The organism is Streptomyces litmocidini (genome assembly GCF_014649755.1).
Taxonomy (GTDB): domain Bacteria; phylum Actinomycetota; class Actinomycetes; order Streptomycetales; family Streptomycetaceae; genus Streptomyces; species Streptomyces litmocidini.
Map to the genome: position 1 here is coordinate 139,061 of NZ_BMTQ01000004.1, position 17,767 is coordinate 156,827.

Annotated in this window: 15 protein-coding genes; 10 read left to right on the forward strand and 5 right to left on the reverse strand. The window is 72.5% G+C overall.

What is annotated here, in order from left to right; all coding sequences use genetic code 11:
- Positions 1 to 6 precede the first annotated feature (6 nt).
- Entirely contained in the window at positions 7 to 1,185 is a 1,179-nt protein-coding gene (locus IE180_RS10240) for a L,D-transpeptidase family protein (RefSeq protein ID WP_190156507.1), read from the forward strand.
- A 433-nt stretch (positions 1,186 to 1,618) separates the two neighbouring features.
- On the opposite strand, the gene IE180_RS10245 is transcribed toward IE180_RS10240, so the two are convergent.
- Positions 1,619 to 2,542, reverse strand: a complete 924-nt coding sequence (locus IE180_RS10245; protein ID WP_190156508.1) for an aldo/keto reductase — start codon at positions 2,540 to 2,542, stop codon at positions 1,619 to 1,621.
- Positions 2,543 to 2,612: 70 nt separating this feature from the next.
- Here IE180_RS10245 and IE180_RS10250 point away from each other — a divergent pair, with 70 nt between their 5' ends.
- Positions 2,613 to 3,605 carry an ArsR/SmtB family transcription factor gene (locus tag IE180_RS10250; protein WP_229860443.1) on the forward strand — a complete coding sequence of 331 codons (993 nt, stop codon included), beginning with the start codon at positions 2,613 to 2,615 and terminating at the stop codon, positions 3,603 to 3,605.
- Between the two features lie 26 nt (positions 3,606 to 3,631).
- Here IE180_RS10250 and IE180_RS10255 read toward each other — a convergent pair whose 3' ends face one another.
- Complete coding sequence (locus IE180_RS10255; protein WP_190156509.1) at positions 3,632 to 4,300, reverse strand: pirin family protein; 669 nt, start codon at positions 4,298 to 4,300, stop codon at positions 3,632 to 3,634.
- Positions 4,301 to 4,371: 71 nt separating this feature from the next.
- On the opposite strand from IE180_RS10255, the gene fasR reads away from it, so the two are divergent.
- The 5 genes from fasR (at position 4,372) to fabF (ending at position 9,279) form a co-directional block, all read left to right on the forward strand.
- Entirely contained in the window at positions 4,372 to 5,553 is a 1,182-nt protein-coding gene (gene fasR, locus IE180_RS10260; protein ID WP_190156510.1) for a fatty acid biosynthesis transcriptional regulator FasR, read from the forward strand.
- Positions 5,554 to 5,642: 89 nt separating this feature from the next.
- Positions 5,643 to 6,560, forward strand: a complete 918-nt coding sequence (locus tag IE180_RS10265) for an ACP S-malonyltransferase (protein ID WP_190156511.1) — start codon at positions 5,643 to 5,645, stop codon at positions 6,558 to 6,560.
- Positions 6,561 to 6,578: 18 nt separating this feature from the next.
- A complete protein-coding gene (locus IE180_RS10270) occupies positions 6,579 to 7,610 on the forward strand; it encodes a ketoacyl-ACP synthase III (protein WP_190156512.1) in 1,032 nt (343 codons plus the stop codon).
- A gap of 60 nt (positions 7,611 to 7,670) precedes the next feature.
- On the forward strand, positions 7,671 to 7,922 hold the full coding sequence (locus tag IE180_RS10275; protein WP_190156513.1) for an acyl carrier protein: 252 nt from the start codon (positions 7,671 to 7,673) through the stop codon (positions 7,920 to 7,922).
- Positions 7,923 to 8,016: 94 nt separating this feature from the next.
- Positions 8,017 to 9,279, forward strand: coding sequence for a beta-ketoacyl-ACP synthase II (gene fabF / locus IE180_RS10280; protein WP_190156514.1), 1,263 nt, complete (start codon positions 8,017 to 8,019; stop codon positions 9,277 to 9,279).
- A gap of 206 nt (positions 9,280 to 9,485) precedes the next feature.
- Here fabF and IE180_RS10285 read toward each other — a convergent pair whose 3' ends face one another.
- Positions 9,486 to 9,980: a DUF3145 domain-containing protein gene (locus tag IE180_RS10285; protein ID WP_123451988.1), complete on the reverse strand. Its 495-nt coding sequence runs from the start codon at positions 9,978 to 9,980 to the stop codon at positions 9,486 to 9,488.
- Positions 9,981 to 10,238: 258 nt separating this feature from the next.
- Here IE180_RS10285 and IE180_RS10290 point away from each other — a divergent pair, with 258 nt between their 5' ends.
- Positions 10,239 to 11,129 (forward strand): SGNH/GDSL hydrolase family protein, encoded by an 891-nt coding sequence (locus tag IE180_RS10290; RefSeq protein WP_190156515.1) that lies wholly within the window; start codon positions 10,239 to 10,241, stop codon positions 11,127 to 11,129.
- A gap of 146 nt (positions 11,130 to 11,275) precedes the next feature.
- Here the strand turns inward: IE180_RS10290 and IE180_RS10295 are convergent, their stop codons facing one another.
- Positions 11,276 to 13,711 (reverse strand): glycoside hydrolase family 3 protein, encoded by a 2,436-nt coding sequence (locus IE180_RS10295; RefSeq protein ID WP_190156516.1) that lies wholly within the window; start codon positions 13,709 to 13,711, stop codon positions 11,276 to 11,278.
- A 162-nt stretch (positions 13,712 to 13,873) separates the two neighbouring features.
- On the opposite strand from IE180_RS10295, the gene IE180_RS10300 reads away from it, so the two are divergent.
- Together IE180_RS10300 and IE180_RS10305 are read left to right on the forward strand one after the other, a co-directional pair.
- Positions 13,874 to 14,449: a TetR/AcrR family transcriptional regulator gene (locus tag IE180_RS10300; RefSeq protein ID WP_190156517.1), complete on the forward strand. Its 576-nt coding sequence runs from the start codon at positions 13,874 to 13,876 to the stop codon at positions 14,447 to 14,449.
- Between the two features lie 205 nt (positions 14,450 to 14,654).
- Complete coding sequence (locus IE180_RS10305; protein ID WP_190156518.1) at positions 14,655 to 15,395, forward strand: carbon-nitrogen hydrolase family protein; 741 nt, start codon at positions 14,655 to 14,657, stop codon at positions 15,393 to 15,395.
- A gap of 103 nt (positions 15,396 to 15,498) precedes the next feature.
- Here the strand turns inward: IE180_RS10305 and IE180_RS10310 are convergent, their stop codons facing one another.
- A complete protein-coding gene (locus IE180_RS10310; RefSeq protein WP_229860418.1) occupies positions 15,499 to 17,757 on the reverse strand; it encodes a M4 family metallopeptidase in 2,259 nt (752 codons plus the stop codon).
- Positions 17,758 to 17,767 lie beyond the last annotated feature (10 nt).

Genomic DNA, 17,767 nt, shown 5'->3' on the forward strand with positions numbered 1-17,767 from the left:
TCTTCCGTGCTGCCGATACGCACACCCCGTCCCGCCCTCGCGGCCGTCGCGCTCGTCGTCTCCCTCACCGCCTGCACGGCCCAGGCGGCGGACGGGGGCCCGTCGGGAACGGGGGCCGGGTCAGGGGCCTCGCAGGCACCGCCGGTGAAGGTGACGGTCGTGAAGAAGGAGGCCGGCAGCCCGGTGGACGTGACCGCGACCGGCGGGACGCTCACGGCGGTGCGGGTCGTGGACGCGGAGGGCGGTGGCCTCAAGGGGCGTACGGACGCGGGCGGTACGCGCTGGGTGTCGGACCGCAAGGCGGCGCCCGGCACCTCGTACACGGTCGAGGTGACCTCCCGTGCGGCCGACGGCAAGGAGTCGACCAGCCGGACGTCCTTCACCACCCCGCGGCCCGAGAAGGTCAACAAGGTGACCCTGGCCCCCGGCAAGAACACCACGGTCGGCATCGGGCACCCGCTCTCCATCGTCTTCGACCTGCCGGTGACGCGGAAGGCCGACGTGGAACGGCAGCTGAAGGTGACCACCTCCAACGGCACCGAGGGCTCCTGGGGCTGGATCAAGGACCACTCGGGCCGGGACCGGGCCGACTGGCGCCCCCGGGAGTACTGGAAGCCCGGCACCAGGGTCACCCTCGAAGCGGACCTGGACGGCACGGACTCGGGCGGCGGGTGGTTCGTACGGGACTACCGCACGGGCTTCACGGTCGGCGCGGCGCAGGTCGTCAAGGTCGACCTCGACGCCCATCGGCTGACCCTGGAGCGGGACGGGCGGACGGTCCGCACCGTCCCCGTCTCCGGCGGCACCCCCGGCGGCGACAAGCGGTCCTGGCGGGGCACGGCCGTCCTCATGGCCAAGGAGGGCACCATCAACATGAACTCCGAGACGGTGGGCCTCGGCGACGCCTACGACAAGGACGTCGACTACTCGATGCGGCTGACGTGGTCGGGCATGTACGCGCACGCGGCGCCGTGGAACGCGGCGTACTTCGGGCGCGCGAACCGCAGTTCGGGGTGCATCGGGATGAGCGACGCCGACGCGTCCTCCTTCTACACGTCGGTGAACGTGGGCGACCCCTTCGAGATCAAGGGGCGCGAGACGAAGGGGACGGTGGCGGAGGGCAACGGCTACGGGGCGTGGAACCTGTCCTGGGACCAGTGGAAGGCGAAGAGCGCGCTGCGCTGACGCGCCTCGCCCGGGCTTGTCCGGGGGCGAGAGTGGGGTGGCAGCGGCAGCGGGCCTGGACAGGGGTCTTCTCGTCGGCGCTGGTGGCGTACTCGTCCGTGCCCGGTGGTTCGCCGTCGAAGATGCGGGCGTACAGGTCCAGCACGCGTTCGGTCTTGGGGCGGAAGTCAGGGTCGGTGATGAAGATCCAGGAGCGGTGCTGCCAGGACTTGAGCGCGTCCCGGGTCAGCCGGCGGCGCACGGTGTCCAGGTGCAGCCCCGTCCCTGCGGCGATCCGCGCATTCGAGCGGCCGCGCGCCGCATGCAGCACCACCTGCGCACGCACCCGCGGCCGGTGCTCGGTCTTGTGGCCGGAGGCCGCCTTCTTCGGTCGGCGCCTCTGAGAGGAGGTCAGCGATATCGGGCAGGCGGCGGGCACGGCAGGCCGTCGGGGTCAGGAGAAATGGACTCCGCCGTCCTCGGGAGGGACACAGTCCAGAACGGCCAGTTCGTCCTGGGACAGGCGCAAAGAGCCGGCCGCCACGTTCTGGGTGAGGTGGGTGAGGTCGCCGGTGCCGGGGATGGCCAGGACGTGCGGGCCGCGGTGCAGCGTCCATGCCAGCCGGACCTGGGCGGTGCTCGCTCCGCGGGCGCGGGCGAGGGCCTGCACCGTAGTGCTGTCGTCGGCGGGCGCGCCGGCGGTGCGTCCGGTGCCGGCGATCGAGTAGAACGGCACGAACGCGATGCGTTGTTCCCCGCACAGGCGCAGGAGCTCCTCCTGCTCGGGTGAGGCGCCGATGCCGTACATGTTCTGGACGCAGACCACTGGTGCGATGGCCTGAGCCTCGGCGAGGTGGTGGGAATGGATGTTGGACAGGCCCAGGTGGCGGATGAGTCCGGCGTCGCGCAGTTCGGCGAGCGCGCCGAAGCGGTCGGTGAGGGAATCGGTGCCGACGATCCGCAGGTTGACCACGTCGAGGTGGTCGCGGCCGAGCTGGCGCAGGTTCTCCTCGACCTGGCCGCGCAGCTGCTCGGGGGTGGCGTGGGGCAGCCAGGCGCCGGAGGGGTCGCGGCCGGGTCCGACCTTGGTGGCGATGACGAGGTCGTCGGGGTAGGGCGCCAGGGCGTGGTTGATCAGTTCGTTGGCACTGCGCAGCGATGAGAAGTAGAACGCGGCGGTGTCGATGTGGTTCACGCCGAGTTCGACGGCCCGGTGCAGCACCTTGATCGCCTGGTCGCGGTCGCGCGGGAGGGCGTCGGGGGCGAACGCCTCGCCGTGCTGGGGAAGGCGCATCGTGCCGAAGCCGATCCGGTTGACCGTGCGGTCCCCGAGCTTCCAGGTGCCCGATGCCGCTGCGGTGATGGTCTGTGAGGTCATGGCGGGATGATCGGCGCACGGTACCCTGGCGGGCCATTGTTTAAGGCATGCCTGAATCCGTCGAGGGGCGATTGTCGTGGCAGAACTGGCGTTCTCAGCGAACGATCTCGCTCAAGTGCGGTTCGCCGTCTCGCCGATGTGGGAGGTCGCCCCCAGCTTCCGGCTGCTGACATCGACCAGCGTGCACCCGGTCCACCGGCCCTGGGTCGAGCAGGTGCGGCCGCGCATGGTCGCTGCCGGCCTGGACCGGGGCTGGCTCGCCGAGCTGATCGGGTCCTCCGGTTACGTGCCCGACTTCCTCAACCCGGCCCCCGGCCAGCCGGCCCCCGCACCGGCGGCAGAGTGGGATGCGATCTTGGCCTCGCCTGCCGACCGGGTACGCCAGGACCTCGACCATCTCGCCCGCCATCAGGGGCATCTCGGCCCGCGGCTATCGAGCCTTCGTGCCGACCCGTCCTCCCGGCTGGCCAGGCTCACGCAAGAGATCGAAAGGTACTGGGAGTTGGCGCTCGCCCCTTACTGGGCACGGATCAGGGCCGTACTGAACGCCGACATCTTCCACCGGGCCCGCGCCGTCGCCGAGCACGGCGCGGGCCACCTCTTCAACGACCTGCACACTTCGGTGAGCTGGGACGACAACACGCTCACACTGGTCCGCCGGAAACACACCATGCCCCGCCACTCCGCGGGCGCAGGACTGCTGCTGATCCCGTCCGCGTTCACCGGCCCCGGCCTGCGCACCCGGGTGCGACCGCCGGACCCGCCGCAACTCGCCTATCCAGCACGTGGCGTCGGCATGCTGTGGGAATCACGGTCCGCCACGGGGACCTGCGCCCTCGCCCCCGTCCTCGGCCGCTCACGAACCCTGCTGCTGACCGAACTGGCGACCCCGGCCTCCACCACCGAACTCGCCCACCGCACCGGACTCTCCCCGGCCGGGGTGTCCCAATACCTCACCGCGCTGCGCAACGCGGGACTGGTCAGCGCCCACCGCACCGGCCGTTCCGTCCTCTACGCCCGCACCGCTGCCGCCGAAGCCCTCCTCGAAGCCGCCTCCGTCTGAATGCCCGGCCGTCACCCCCGAAGGACCTACGGAGCCGGCCACCGGGCCGCGCGCATCTCCCACACCAGGAGCTCCGCCTCCGTCGTGGCCAGCAGCGTCGAGCCCTCCTGCGCCGTCAGACGGGCCGCGTCGCCCGGGCCCAGGGGCTCGGCGCCCAGCGACACCTCGCCCCGCACCACGTGCACGTACGTGAAGTCGGCGGGCGGAAGGTCGAGGCGCGCGTCCGCGCGCAGGCGTTCCACCCGCAGGACCGCGCCCGCCGCCGGGAGGGCGTACGCGTCGGAGAGGCCTCGGACCACCTCGTACGAGGGCGGGCCGGCCGGATCCAGCGGGGCGAGCCACATCTGGACGAAGGTCAGGGGGGCGGGGCCGTCGTTGCGCTCGACATGGCGGACGCCGGACGCCGCGCTGAGGTGCTGGAGGTCGCCGGGGCGGACGACCGTCGTGTGGCCGGCCGAGTCGTGGTGGGTGAGTTCGCCCTCCACCACCCACGTCACGATCTCGGTGCGGGAGTGGGGGTGCTCGTCGAAGCCGGCGCCGGGGGCCAGCCGCTCCTCGTTGACGGCGAGGAGCGCGCCGAAGCGGAGGTTGTCGGGGTCGTAGTGCGGTCCGAAGGAGAGGGCGTGCCGGGTCTCGATCCCGGCCGCCGGGTCGCCCCCGGGGTACCGCTCGGCCGCGCGCTGGATGCGTATCACGGACGTACCGTAGCCCGGCGAAGCGGCCCCGACCCCGCATGCCGGCGTCCCGATAAGGCAGTCTTGTCCCCGTGCCTGAACCCGTGAACGCCTCCCATCCGCACGCCGCGACCCTGAAGCGCCTCGAGCAGTCGTCCGGGCGGCTCGCCGCCGGCGCCATCGCCCGCATGGACGAGACGCTGCCGTGGTACCGCGCGATGCCGCCCGAGAACCGGTCGTGGATCGGGCTGGTCGCCCAGGCCGGCATCGCCGCGTTCACCGAGTGGTTCCGGCACCCGGAGACCCCGCAGGCCATCTCCACCGACGTCTTCGGCACGGCGCCCCGGGAACTGACCCGCGCGATCACCCTGCGGCAGACCGTGGAGATGGTCCGCACCACGATCGAGGTCATGGAATCGGCGATCGAGGAGGTCGCCGCCCCCGGGGACGAGAGCATCCTCCGGGAGGCGCTGCTCGTCTACGCGCGCGAGATCGCGTTCGCGACCGCCCAGGTGTACGCGCAGGCCGCCGAGGCCCGGGGCGCCTGGGACGCGCGGCTCGAATCGCTCGTCGTCAACGCGGTGCTGTCCGGCGAGGCGGACGAGGGGGCCGTGTCCCGGGCCGCCGCCCTCGGCTGGAACTCCCCGGATCACGTGTGCGTGGTCCTCGGCACCGCGCCCGACGGGGACAGCGAGCTGACCGTCGAGGCGATCCGCCGGGCCGCCCGGCACGCCAAGCTCCAGGTCCTCACCGGCGTCCTCGGCAACCGGCTCGTCGTCATCGCGGGCGGCAACGACAACCCCCTGGCCGTCGCCAAGGCCCTGATCGGGCCGTACGCGGCGGGGCCGGTGGTCGCCGGTCCCATCGTTCCCGACCTGCTCGCCGCGACCCGCTCCGCGCAGGCGGCGGCGGCCGGTCTCAAGGCCTGTTCGGCGTGGCAGGACGCGCCCCGGCCGGTCCTGGCGGACGATCTCCTTCCGGAGCGCGCCATCGCCTCCGACCCTTCGGCGCGCGAGCAGCTGGTGGAGGAGATCTACAGACCGCTGGAGGAAGCGGGATCGGCGCTGCTCGAAACTCTCAGTGTCTATCTGGAACAGGCGAGCAGCCTGGAAGGCGCGGCCCGGATGCTCTTCGTCCACCCGAACACCGTGCGCTACCGGCTTCGACGTGTGACCGACGTCACCGGTTGGTCACCCTCCGATGTTCGTTCCGCGTTCACGCTGCGGATCGCCCTGATCCTGGGACGCTTGGCCGACGGAGATCCGCAGTCCTAGACTTTTGTCGAACACCAACAATTCCCCCGACGGTTCTTCGTCCTTGTCCTCACGGGCGCTCGGAGCCGTCCCCAAGAGAGAGTGTGAGGGTGCTCGTACTCGTCGCTCCCGGCCAAGGCGCCCAGACGCCCGGCTTCCTGACCCCCTGGCTCGAACTCCCCGGCGCCGCCGACCGCATCGCGGCCTGGTCGGACGCGATCGAGCTCGACCTCGTCCGCTACGGCACGAAGGCGGACGCGGACGAGATCCGTGACACCGCCGTGGCACAGCCCCTCCTCGTCGCCGCCGGCCTGCTGTCCGCGGCCGCTCTCGGAGAGGTGACCCCCGGCGTCGTCGCCGGTCACAGCGTCGGCGAGTTCACGGCCGCCGCGTTCGCGGGCGTCCTCGACGACGTCGCCGCGCTCCGTCTCGTCCGTGCCCGTGGTCGTGCGATGGCCGAGGCCGCCGCGATCACCGCGACGGGCATGTCGGCGCTGCTCGGCGGCGATCCCGAAGTGACCGTTCCGCACCTGCAGAAGCTCGGCCTGACCGCCGCCAACGTGAACGGCGCCGGCCAGATCGTGGCCGCCGGCACCCTGGAGCAGCTGGCCGCCCTGGAGGCGGACAAGCCCGAGGGCGTCCGCCGGGTCGTCGCGCTCAAGGTCGCGGGCGCCTTCCACACGCACCACATGGCCCCGGCCGTGGCGACGCTGGAGGAGGCGGCGAAGGAGCTGTCGCCGGCCGCTCCGGTCACCCGCTACGTCTCCAACAAGGACGGGCAGGTCGTCACCGACGGCGCCGAGGTCGTGGCCCGTCTGGTCGGCCAGGTCGCGAACCCGGTCCGCTGGGACCTGTGCATGGAGACCTTCCAGGAACTCGGCGCGACCGCGCTGATCGAGGTGTGCCCCGGCGGCACCCTGACCGGAATCGCCAAGCGCGCCCTGCCGGGGGTGGCCACGGTCGCCCTCAAGACTCCCGACGACCTCGACGCGGCCCGTACGCTCATCGCCGAGCACGCGGCCGTCTGACAAGGAGTGTCGAGAAACATGTCGAAGATCAAGCCCAGCAAGGGCGCCCCGTACGCACGGATCCTCGGTGTCGGCGGTTACCGCCCCACCCGGGTCGTGCCGAACGAGGTGATCCTCGAGAAGATCGACTCGTCCGACGAGTGGATCCGCTCGCGTTCCGGCATCTCCACCCGCCACTGGGCCTCTCCGGAGGAGACGGTCGCCGCCATGTCGGTGGAGGCCTCGGGCAAGGCCATCGCCGACGCCGGGATCGCCCCCGAGCAGATCGGCGCCGTGATCGTCTCCACGGTCTCGCACTTCAAGCAGACCCCGGCCGTCGCCACCGAGATCGCCGACAGGATCGGCGCCGGGAAGCCGGCCGCGTTCGACATCTCCGCCGGCTGCGCGGGCTTCGGCTACGGCCTGACCCTCGCCAAGGGCATGATCGTCGAGGGTTCGGCGGAGTACGTCCTGGTCATCGGTGTCGAGCGGCTCAGCGACCTGACGGATCTGGAGGACCGCGCGACGGCCTTCCTGTTCGGCGACGGCGCCGGCGCCGTGGTCGTCGGCCCCTCGGACGAGCCGCACATCGGCCCCACGGTCTGGGGTTCCGAGGGCGACAAGTCCGAGACGATCAAGCAGACCGTGCCGTGGAACGAGTTCCACGGCGGCGACGTCTCGAACCTGCCGCTGAACTCGGCCGGAGAGATCAAGTTCCCCGCCATCACGCAGGAGGGCCAGGCGGTCTTCCGCTGGGCCGTCTTCGAGATGGCCAAGGTCGCCCAGCAGGCCCTGGACGCCGCCGGCATCACGGCGGACGACCTGGACGTCTTCATCCCGCACCAGGCGAACATGCGGATCATCGACTCGATGGTGAAGACTCTGAAGCTGCCGGAGCACGTCACGGTCGCCCGTGACGTGGAGACCACCGGCAACACCTCGGCCGCCTCGATTCCGCTCGCGATGGAGCGGCTCCTGGCGACCGGGAAGGCGAAGAGCGGCGACACCGCGCTCGTCATCGGCTTCGGGGCGGGTCTCGTCTACGCCGCGACGGTCGTTACCCTCCCCTAGGCACACCGGATCCTCCGGAAGCCCCCTTTTACCGAAGTAACCGCAAGAAGGAGCGCCACTATGGCTCATCACACCCAGGAGCAGATCGTCGAGGGTCTCGCCGAGATCGTCAACGAGATCGCCGGCATCCCGACCGAGGACGTCCAGCTGGACAAGTCCTTCACCGACGACCTGGACGTCGACTCGCTGTCCATGGTCGAGGTCGTCGTCGCCGCCGAAGAGCGCTTCGACGTGAAGATCCCGGACGAGGACGTCAAGAACCTCAAGACGGTCGGCGACGCCGCCGACTACATCCTGAAGCACCAGGCCTGATTCGGCCCCTGCCGACTCGGTCCACGCTGACTCGGTCCGCCACCCGGCGGTGGCGCCGTATTCCGACCATCACACACATGGAGAACGAATTCCTGTGAGCTCGACCAATCGCACCGTGGTCGTCACCGGTATCGGCGCAACCACACCGCTGGGTGGCGACTCCGCGTCGACCTGGGAAGGTCTTCTCGCGGGGCGCTCCGGCGTCAGGCCCCTGGAGGGGGAGCGGTTCGCCGAACTGCCCGTCCAGATCGCGGCGCTCGCCGCGGTGGATCCCGGCGACGTGCTGCCCCGCCCGCTGGCCCGCAAGCTGGACCGCTCGGCGCAGTTCGCGCTGATCGCGGCCCGTGAGGCCTGGGCCGACGCGGGTTACACCGCTCCGGCGGGCGAGGACTCGTCCGTCGCCCCCGAGCGGCTCGGCTCCGTCATCGCCTCCGGCATCGGCGGTGTCACCACGCTGCTCGACCAGTACGACGTGCTGAAGGAGAAGGGCGTCCGCCGCGTCTCCCCGCACACCGTGCCCATGCTCATGCCCAACAGCCCCTCCGCGAACGTGGGTCTGGAGGTGAACGCCCGGGCGGGCGTCCACACCCCCGTCTCCGCGTGCGCGTCGGGTGCCGAGGCGATCGGCTACGCCGTCGAGATGATCCGTACCGGCCGTGCCGACGTGGTCGTCGCCGGCGGCACCGAGGCCGCGATCCACCCGCTGCCGATCGCCGCCTTCGCCAACATGATGGCGATGTCCAAGAACAACGACGAGCCGACGAAGGCCTCGCGCCCCTACGACACCGGCCGCGACGGCTTCGTGCTCGGCGAGGGCGCCGGTGTCGTGATCTTGGAGTCCGAGGAGCACGCGAAGGCCCGCGGCGCCCGCGTCTACTGCGAGGTGCTCGGCCAGGGCCTGTCGGCCGACAGCCACCACATCGCGCAGCCCGAGCCGACCGGCCGGGGCATCGCCGCCGCGATGCAGAACCTGCTGGACTCCACGGACCTCAAGCCGTCCGAGGTCGTCCACCTCAACGCGCACGCCACGTCGACGCCGCAGGGCGACGTCGCCGAGATCAAGGCGCTGCGGAAGGTCCTGGGCGACGACCTGGACCACGTCGCGATCTCCGCGACGAAGTCGATGACCGGTCACCTCCTCGGCGGCGCGGGCGGCATCGAGACCGTCGCGACGGTCCTGGCGCTCCACCACCGCGTGGCCCCGCCGACGATCAACGTCGACGACCTGGACCCGGAGGTCGAGGCCGACATCGTCCGCGGCGAGCCGCGCGAGCTCCCGCAGGGCACGATCGCCGCGATCAACAACTCGTTCGGCTTCGGCGGCCACAACGTGGTGCTGGCGTTCCGCACGGTCTGATCCACGCTCGACACGAAGGGGCCCACCCCGCCGGGGGTGGGCCCCTTCGTGTGCTCGGCGCCGCGCGGCCCGTCGGCCGTGCGCGCCCGCGGCCCCCCGCTCCCGGGAGGGCCGCCGCCGCGCCGAACGCGGGCCCGGCACAGCGTCACGCGTCGCTTCTGTCCCGCCGGCGCGCCGCCTGCGCGCCCGGGCGGGATCCGCCCGTGTCAGACGACCTGGTGCAGCCAGCGGACGGGGGCGCCCTCGCCCGCGTACCGGAAGGGTTCCAGCTCGTCGTCCCAGGGCTTTCCGAGCAGCTTGGCGATCTCCGTCTCCAGTTGGGTCTCGCCCTGCGCGGAGCGTGCGAGGGCGGCCCGCAGCCGGTCCTCGGGGACGAGGATGTCGCCGTGCATGCCGGTGACGGCGTGGAAGATGCCCAGGTCGGGGGTGGCGCTGTAGCGCTCGCCCTCGGCGGTGGGGCAGGGTTCCGCGGTGACCTCGAAGCGGAGCATCTGCCAGCCGCGGAGCGCGGAGGCGAGCTTGGAGGCGGTGCCGGTCTGGCCCTGCCAGGAGAACTCGGCTCTCCAGGTGCCGGGGGACGCCGGCTGGCGGATCCAGTCGAGCTGGACCCTCGCGCCGAGGACACCCGCGACCGCCCATTCGACGTGCGGACACATCGCGCGCGGTGCGGAGTGAACGTACAGGACTCCACGTGTCGTCACCGGGACCTCCAGTGTGGGACGAGGTTCGCCTTCCCAGCGGCCTCAGTAAACAGCATCAGGAGCAGGACATCGCAAACCATCAGAAAAGGGACAGCATGTGACGTGATGTAATTTACCGGAGCCGGTCGGCAAAGGCGCCTCTGGTTCGACGGGGGAAAAGCTACCGTGCCGCGCCGTCATCGGTGTGACGTACGGTCGGTCCGGGGGCGGGTGAACACGAAGCTTTCACCCGCCAGGACGCCGAAGGAGGGGCCGGAGATGCGCGGCCGACGCCGATTCCGTACCGCTGTCGCCGCCGCGACGGCCGCGCTGCTGTGCGGCGGGGCGCTCTCCGGCTGCACCGCCGGGGAGCCGGAGAAGGCCCCGGTCGAGGCGTCCGCTCCCGGGCCGAAACCGAGACCGGCACCCTCCTGGGACGTCTCCCCCGCCTCCGTCGCCGCCGTCGGCGACTCCATGACCCGCGCCTTCGACGCGTGTTCCCTCCTCTCGGACTGTCCCGAGGCGTCCTGGGCGACCGGGACGGACACCGCCGTCAACAGCCTGGCGCTGCGGCTGCTCGGCCCCGGGAAGGTGGCCACCCGCAGCTGGAACCTGGCCAGGACGGGTGCGCGGATGGCGGACCTCCCCGCGCAGATGGCGGGGGCGGCCGCCGAGAAGCCCGAGCTGGTGACGGTGATGATGGGGGCGAACGACGCCTGCCGGGCCACCCCGGACCTCATGACCCCGGTCGCCGATTTCCGTGCCTCCTTCGAGACGGCCCTCGCCCGGCTGCGGGCGGGCGCGCCGAAGGCGCAGGTGTACGTGGCGAGCGTGCCGGACCTGAAGCGCCTGTGGTCGACGGGGCGGGTGAGCCCGACGGGGCTTGAGGTGTGGAAGCTGGGGATCTGCGGCGCGATGCTGGCGGACGCGGAGGACCTGGGTCCGGCGGCGGAGCGGCGGCGGTCGGCGGTGCGGGACCGGGTGGTGGCGTACAACGGGGTCCTGGAGGAGGTCTGCGCGAAGGACGCGCGCTGCCGGTACGACGGCGGGGCGGTCTTCGGGTTCCGCTTCGACGGCGGGCAGTTGAGCCCCTGGGACTGGTTCCATCCGAGCAGGGACGGGCAGGCGCGGCTCGCGGATCTGGCGTACCGGCGGATCACGAAGGAGTGAGGGGCCCCGGGGCGGTTGTCAGGTTCCGCCCCGGGGCCGGTCTCGGGGGTGCCCGCCGGGTCTTCGGCGGGCTTCGGCGGGTCCTCGCCGGGGCTTCGGCGGGGCTTCGCCGGGGCTTCGGCGGGGCTTCGCCGGGGCTTCGGCGGTCAGATCTCCAGAGTGGCGGTCAGGCGGGCGTCCGTGAGGGAGTGGGCCGCGACGACCTCGTACGTCCCGGTGACGAGGGTCCAGTCGTGCTCGTCCTCGTCCCAGATCTCGAAGGCGCGGCGGGGCAGCGCGATCGTGGTCTCGACGCTCTCGCCGGGCGCGGCCTCGACGCTCGCGAAGCCGGCGAGCCAGCGGGCGGGGCGTTCCACGCCGTCGTTCACGGGCGCCAGGTAGATCTGGACGGTCTCGCGGCCCGGCCGGCCGCCGGTGTTGGTGATCCGGACGGTGGCCGTGCCGGGGGCCGTGACCAGGGAGTCGTACGACCAGCTGGTGTAGCCGAGGCCGTGGCCGAAGGGGTACGCGGGGACGGCGCCGGCCTTGTCCCAGGCGCGGTATCCGATGAAGACGCCCTCGGTGTAGTGCAGTTCGCCGTCCGTCGGGGCGACCTCGGTGACGGGGGCGTCGGCGAGGGCGACGGGCCAGGTGGTGGGGAGGCGGCCGCCGGGCTCCTCGGCGCCGGTGAGGACGTCGGCGAGGGCGGCGCCGCCCTCCTGGCCGGGGAACCAGCCGAGCAGGATCGCGGCCACGTCCTCGCGCCAGGGCAGCTCGACCGGGGAGCCGGCGTTGACGACGACGACGGTGTTCGGGTTGGCGGCGGCCACGGCCCGGACGAGGTCGTCCTGGCGGCCGGGGAGGGCGAGGTCCTTGCGGTCGAAGCCCTCGGACTCGACGCGCTCGGTGGTGGCGACGACCACGACGGCGGTGTCGGCGGCGCGGGCGGCCTCGACGGCCTCGGCGATCAGTTCGTCGGGGTCACGGCGGGGGCCGAGGTGGACGAAGGAGAACATGACGGCCGGGAGCGGGGCCGCGAACTCCTCGTCGAGGGTGTGCAGCAGGGAGACCCCGACGGTCTCGCCGGCGGTGAGCGCGACCTTGCCGCGCTCGACCGGGGAGCCGAAGAAGGCCTCGAAGGGGTCGGTCTCGGGGCCCATGACCTGGGTGCCGTCGAAGACGGTCTCCCCGGCGACGGTGAGGGTGAAGGCGCCGAGGCCGCGGGTGCCGAAGGCGTGCTCGCCGGACTCGCGCGGGGTGAAGGTGCCGATGACCTCGATGGAGGCGAGGGCCTCGTGGGTGACGCCCTCGGGGAGGTCGTCGCCGATCCACTGGACCTGGCCGTTGGGCAGGGAGCCCTCGCCGATGACGTTCCCGGCGGCGTCGCGGCAGCGGGCGCGGAGGGTGAAGCCCTGATCGGCGGGGGCGAGTTCCTCGCTGGGGTCGGCGCCGACCGTGAAGGTCAGGGCGCCTTCGGGGAGGGCGGCGGCGAGGCCGTCGAGCGGGGAGACGACGTGGTCGGGGAAGACCTGGGCGGAGCCGCCGCCGAGGACCCGGGCGTCGCGGGCGGCGGCGCCGGAGAGGGCGACGGTGCCGTTCTTCAGGGGCAGGGCGCCGTTCTCGTTCCGTACGAGGACGAAGCCGCGGCGGGCGATCTCGCGGGCGAGGGCGTCGCCGTCGAGGGCTGCGGGGTGGTCGGTGACGACCGGCGGGGCGCCTTCGAGGGCGCCGACGCGGGCGGCGAGCCTCAGGACGTTGCGCACGGCGGTGTCGACGGCGGACTCCTCAACCTCGCCGGCGCGGACGGCGGCGGCGAGGGCCGGGCCGTAGACGGTCCGGGGGCCGGGCATGGCGACGTCGAGGCCGCCCGTGATGTCGGCGGTGGTGGAGCGGGCGGCCATCCAGTCGGAGACGTTGAAGCCGTCGAAGCCCCACTCGCCGCGCAGGACCTCGTTCACGAGCTGGTGGTGCTCGGTCATCGTGACGCCGTTGACCTGGTTGTAGGCGGTCATGACGCCCCAGGGGCGGGCGTTCTCGACGATGGCCTCGAAGGGGGCGAGGTAGAGCTCGCGGAGGGGACGCGGGGCGATCCTGTTGTCGACGGTGAAGCGGTCGGTCTCGGCGTCGTTGGCGACGAAGTGCTTGACGGTGGTGCCGACGCCGCCGTCCTGGACGCCCTGGACGTAGCCGGTGCCGATGACTCCGGTGAGGTACGGGTCCTCGCTGTAGGCCTCGAAGTGGCGGCCGCCGAGCGGGGTGCGGTGCAGGTTGACCGTGGGGGCGAGGAGGACGTGGACGCCCTTGCGGCGGGCCTCCTGGGCGAGGAGCCGGCCGGCCCGGCGGGCGAGGGCGGGGTCCCAGGCGGCGGCGAGCGCGGTCGGGGACGGGAGCGCGACGGACGGGTCGTCGGCGGTCCAGCGGACGCCGCGGACGCCGATGGGGCCGTCGGACATGACCAGGGACTCCAGGCCGATCTCCGGCAGGGCGGGCAGGGACCACATGTCCTGGCCGGCGAGCAGCCGGGTCTTGGCGTCCAGGTCGAGCTTGCCGAGCGCCGCCTCGACGACCGCGTTCCTCACGGTCTCCGCGGTGTTCTCCGCCATGGCCGTACCTCCTCGTTGACGTGCCGATGACCCCGATGCCGCCCATCGTGCCCTCACCTACCTGTAGATCGGTAGGTGACGTTATTCTTTCGTTACTCATGGGGCGGGGAGAGCGGGTACGGTCCTGTCGGACGGACGAACCTGCGGAAGGGGGCCACGGCGATGGTGCGGGCCAGGAGCGAGGAGCGGCGCGCGGACATCCTGCGCGCCGCCCTCGAGGTGATCGCCGAGCGCGGCTACCGGGGCGCCACCCTCGGCTCCGTCGCCGAGCGCGTCGGGCTGACCCAGCAGGGACTGCTGCACTACTACCCGACGAAGGAGGCGCTGCTCGTCGCGGTCCTGGAGGAGCGGGACCGCTGGGACACGAGCGGGGGCCGGGACCGGGAGGGCTGGCGGCTGGACCTCCTGGAGTCGCTCGTCGAGTACAACGCGATGCGGGCCGGGATCGTGCAGACCTTCTCCGCGCTGCTCGGCGAGAGCGTCACGGACGGGCACCCGGCGCGGGAGTTCTTCACCGAGCGGTACGCGCAGGTGCGGGCCAACATGGCGGACGTCCTGCGCCTGGAGTTCGGCGAGCGGCTGCCCGGCGGCCTCACCCCGGAGCGGGCCGCGCCCCTGCTCACGGCGGTGATGGACGGCCTCCAGTACCAGTGGCTCCTGGACCCGGCGGCGGTCGACATGCCGGGCGCCTTCCGGGACTTCCTGCGACTGCTGCACGGCTCCGGGGGCCGCGGTTAGCGGGTGGGCGCCGCCGGGTCCTCGCCGAGCAGGGCCGGCCCCCGGGCGGGGAGGACGTCCCGCACCGCCGGATCCGCGCGGCGGCGCCCGCGACCCCGGCGGTCGCGGCGTCCGCGTTCCTGGGCCTGCTCCGCGAGACGGCGGACCGGCTAATACCCTCTGACCGATCTTGATCCTTACCGTCGGGCGCGGGATGATGGCCGCCATGATCCTCGCAGCCACCCAGTTCGCCCCCGTCGCCGGGGACGTCGACGCCAACGTCCGCACGATCGCCGGTCTGGTCCGGGCGGCCGGGGCGGAGGGGGCCCGCGTGGTCGTCTTCGCCGAGCTCTGCCTGACCGGGTACGAGCCCTCCCTGATCCGGGACTCCCCCGCCCTGGTCCTGACCGAGGACGACCCCCGCCTCGCGCCCGTGCGGGAGGCGTGCCGGGCCGTCGGCGCGGCGGCCGTGGTCAACGGGCCGGTGCGGACGGCCGGTCCGCGCGGGGAGGACGGCGCGGGCGGTTCCGGCGCGGGGATCACCACGCTGGTGATCGGCCCGGACGGCTCGCTCCTCGCCCGCTACGACAAGCAGCACCTGTACGGGGTCGAGGCGGAGGTCTTCGAACCGGGCGGTGCCGACGGGCGGTTCACGCTCGACGGTGTCCGGTTCGCCCTGGCCACCTGCTACGACAACCGCTTCCCGGAACTGGCCGAGCGGGCGGCCGCCGACGGCTGCGCGGCGTACCTGGCGAGTTCGGTGCTCGGCGCCGACAACGACTCCTTCGAGGAGGTGTATCCGGTACGGGCCAGGGACTTCGGCCTGCACGTGGTGCTCGGCAACGTGCTCGGGCCCAACGAGGACGGGACCGGCGTGGGCGGGGCGGGCGCCTGGGGCCCGGACGGCGAGCGGATCGCGGACGCGGGGTCCGGGGAACCGGGGTTCGTGCTCGCCGAGGTGGGCTGAGCACGGGGGAAGGGCCGGACGGTCGTGGGACATACGACCGTCCGGCCCTCCGGGGCGGCCGTCACGGAACCCCCGGTCCGCGACGGCGCCCCCGCTCATCCCCTTACGGGGCGCTCAGGCCCAGCGTGTACGCGCCGGAGCCGCTGTACGCGTGGACCACGTACCGGTAGTAGCCCGCGGTGCCGTAGTAGCTGGTGTCCTCGTCGGCGGTCGCCGTGCCGCCGACGGCCACGTCCGCCCACGTCGACCCGTTCCACTTCTGCAGGTACAGGTCGAAGTCGGCGCCGGCCGGGCCGCGCAGGCAGCCCACGTGGGTGCCGGAGGTCGCGGAGTAGTAGTACGAGCCGTCCGGCTGGACCTGGGCCTGACCGGAGGCCAGGGTGCCCTGGTAGGTGTACTCGGTGCTGTCGCAGCCGGTGGGCGGGGTCGTGGTGCCGACCGACAGCTGGTAGGTGACCGTGTGCGTGGCGGAGCCCGTACCGGTGACGGTGATCGGGTACGTCCCGTTGGCCGTGCCCGCCGCGACCTGCACGGTCATCGTGGACGAGGAGCCGGAGGTCACCGAGGAGGGGCTGAAGGAGACGGTGACCCCGCTCGGGGCGCCGCTCGCGGAGAGCTGCACGGTCTGCGCGCTGCCGCCGGTGGTGGAGGTGTTCACCGTGGAGGTGACGGAGGCGCCCGGCTGGACCGAGCCCGAGGACGGGTTCAGGGCGAGCGTGAAGTCCGGGGCGGTGGTGCCGCCGCAGTCGGTCTCGCCGGACTGGGCCGGCACGCCGACCGCGTTCCAGGCCGCCTTCACGGCGTTGCACTCGGCGCTGCCGTAGGTGTTCTTGGCGCTGGTCAGGGTCGCCTTGCGGGCGGCGGGGTGGTTCCAGGAGGAGGTCTTCATGAGCAGGGCGCCCATGAAGATCTTGCCGGCCTTCTGGATGCCGATGCCGGTCACGGAGGAGGGCCCGCCGGAGCATATCGGGCTGCTGGGCTTGCCGCCGCCCGGGTTGGAGCCCTCGGCGAGCAGGTAGAACCAGTGGTTCTGCGGGCCGGCCGCCGCGTGCACCTCGGTGTTGGACGTCAGCTGCGGGTAGCAGTTGGGGGCGTTGTCGGCGAGCGAGGGGTTGTACATGTAGCGGATCGGCTTGCCGTCGCCGAAGAAGTTGACCTTCTCGCCGACCGTGTAGTCCGGGGTGTCGTTCGGGTTGTTGGCGTAGTGCTCGGTGAGCGCGCCGAAGATGTCGCCCGTCGACTCGTTCATGCCGCCGTTCTCGTTGGACGAGCCCGAGCTGCCCGGCGTCCGGTCGAAGATCTCGTGGCCGTACTCGTGCGCCACGACGTCGATGCCGGTGAGCTGGTTGGCACCGGTCTGGGACCGCCCGTAGGTCGTCTTCGTGCCGTCGTAGTACGCGTTGACCTCGGCGAGTCCGGCGCGGGCCGGGACCATGCCGCCCTGGCCGTTCTGGCCGTTGTAGCCGAACCACTCCTTGAGCATGGAGTGTTCCTTCTGCGCCGCGTACATGATGTCGACGCAGGCGGTCACCAGGTCGTTGGCGGTGCCGTTGCCCCACGGCGGGGTGCCGGTGTAGGCGCTGCCGTTCTGCCCGCCGCACTTGAAGCCGCCGCGGGTGGTGTCGGTCATGGAGGTCGCGGCGGTGTCGATGGTGACGTTGCCGTTGTGGTAGCCGCGGCCGTCGGCGTGCAGGATCTTGTCGGTGGCGCGGGCGACGGAGCCGGTGCGCGCGTCGACGAAGGTGTCGAGGGAGCTCGGGGCGTCCTCGGCGGTCCGGCCGATGACCAGGGTGTGCCAGGTGAGGACGGCCTTGCCGCCCTTGAGGAGCACGGTCAGCTCCGGGGCGCTCGCGCTCTCGACCGAGGCCAGCTGCTTCCGGGCGGTGGCGAGGGCCGCCTCGGCCGTCACCTTCGCCTTCGTGGAGAGCTTGATGGCGGGCGCCGGGGCGCCGGTGACCTCGCGGACCTTGCCGGAGCTGTCGGAGACGACGACCGCGTCGCCGCCGACGACCGGCAGGCCGCGGTAGGTGCGCTCGTACGAGGCGTAGTACAGGCCGTTCGCCCAGGGGGTGACGGACGTCCGGACGAGGTCCTCGTCGGCGCCGTGCCGCAGCTCGTCGAGGCCGCTCGCCGCGGCCTCGTCCGCGGCGGCGAGCGCGAGGGACTTCCCGTGCCCGGGCGGTACGGGCTGCGCCTGCGGGGCCGCGGCGGCGGGGCCGGCGAGGGCGGTCGCGAGGCTCGCCGAGAGCGCCAGGGCGGCCACGGTCGCCGTGAGTCTGGTGGGGTGCAACGTCTTGCTCCGATCGGGGTGGGGATCGTGGTGGGGGAGACTGAGCGTCGCGCCGAGTATGGGCGTGGACATGGCCAGTTCG

Excerpts from the sequence above, each read along its gene's own strand:
- IE180_RS10245 (WP_190156508.1), bottom strand. The coding sequence starts at position 2,542 with ATGACCTCACAGACCATCACCGCAGCGGCATCGGGCACCTGGAAGCTC.
- IE180_RS10270 (WP_190156512.1), top strand. The coding sequence starts at position 6,579 with ATGTCGAAGATCAAGCCCAGCAAGGGCGCCCCGTACGCACGGATCCTC.
- IE180_RS10275 (WP_190156513.1), top strand. The coding sequence starts at position 7,671 with ATGGCTCATCACACCCAGGAGCAGATCGTCGAGGGTCTCGCCGAGATC.
- IE180_RS10290 (WP_190156515.1), top strand. The coding sequence starts at position 10,239 with ATGCGCGGCCGACGCCGATTCCGTACCGCTGTCGCCGCCGCGACGGCC.
- IE180_RS10295 (WP_190156516.1), bottom strand. The coding sequence starts at position 13,711 with ATGGCGGAGAACACCGCGGAGACCGTGAGGAACGCGGTCGTCGAGGCG.
- IE180_RS10300 (WP_190156517.1), top strand. The coding sequence starts at position 13,874 with ATGGTGCGGGCCAGGAGCGAGGAGCGGCGCGCGGACATCCTGCGCGCC.
- IE180_RS10305 (WP_190156518.1), top strand. The coding sequence starts at position 14,655 with ATGATCCTCGCAGCCACCCAGTTCGCCCCCGTCGCCGGGGACGTCGAC.
- IE180_RS10310 (WP_229860418.1), bottom strand. The coding sequence starts at position 17,757 with ATGTCCACGCCCATACTCGGCGCGACGCTCAGTCTCCCCCACCACGAT.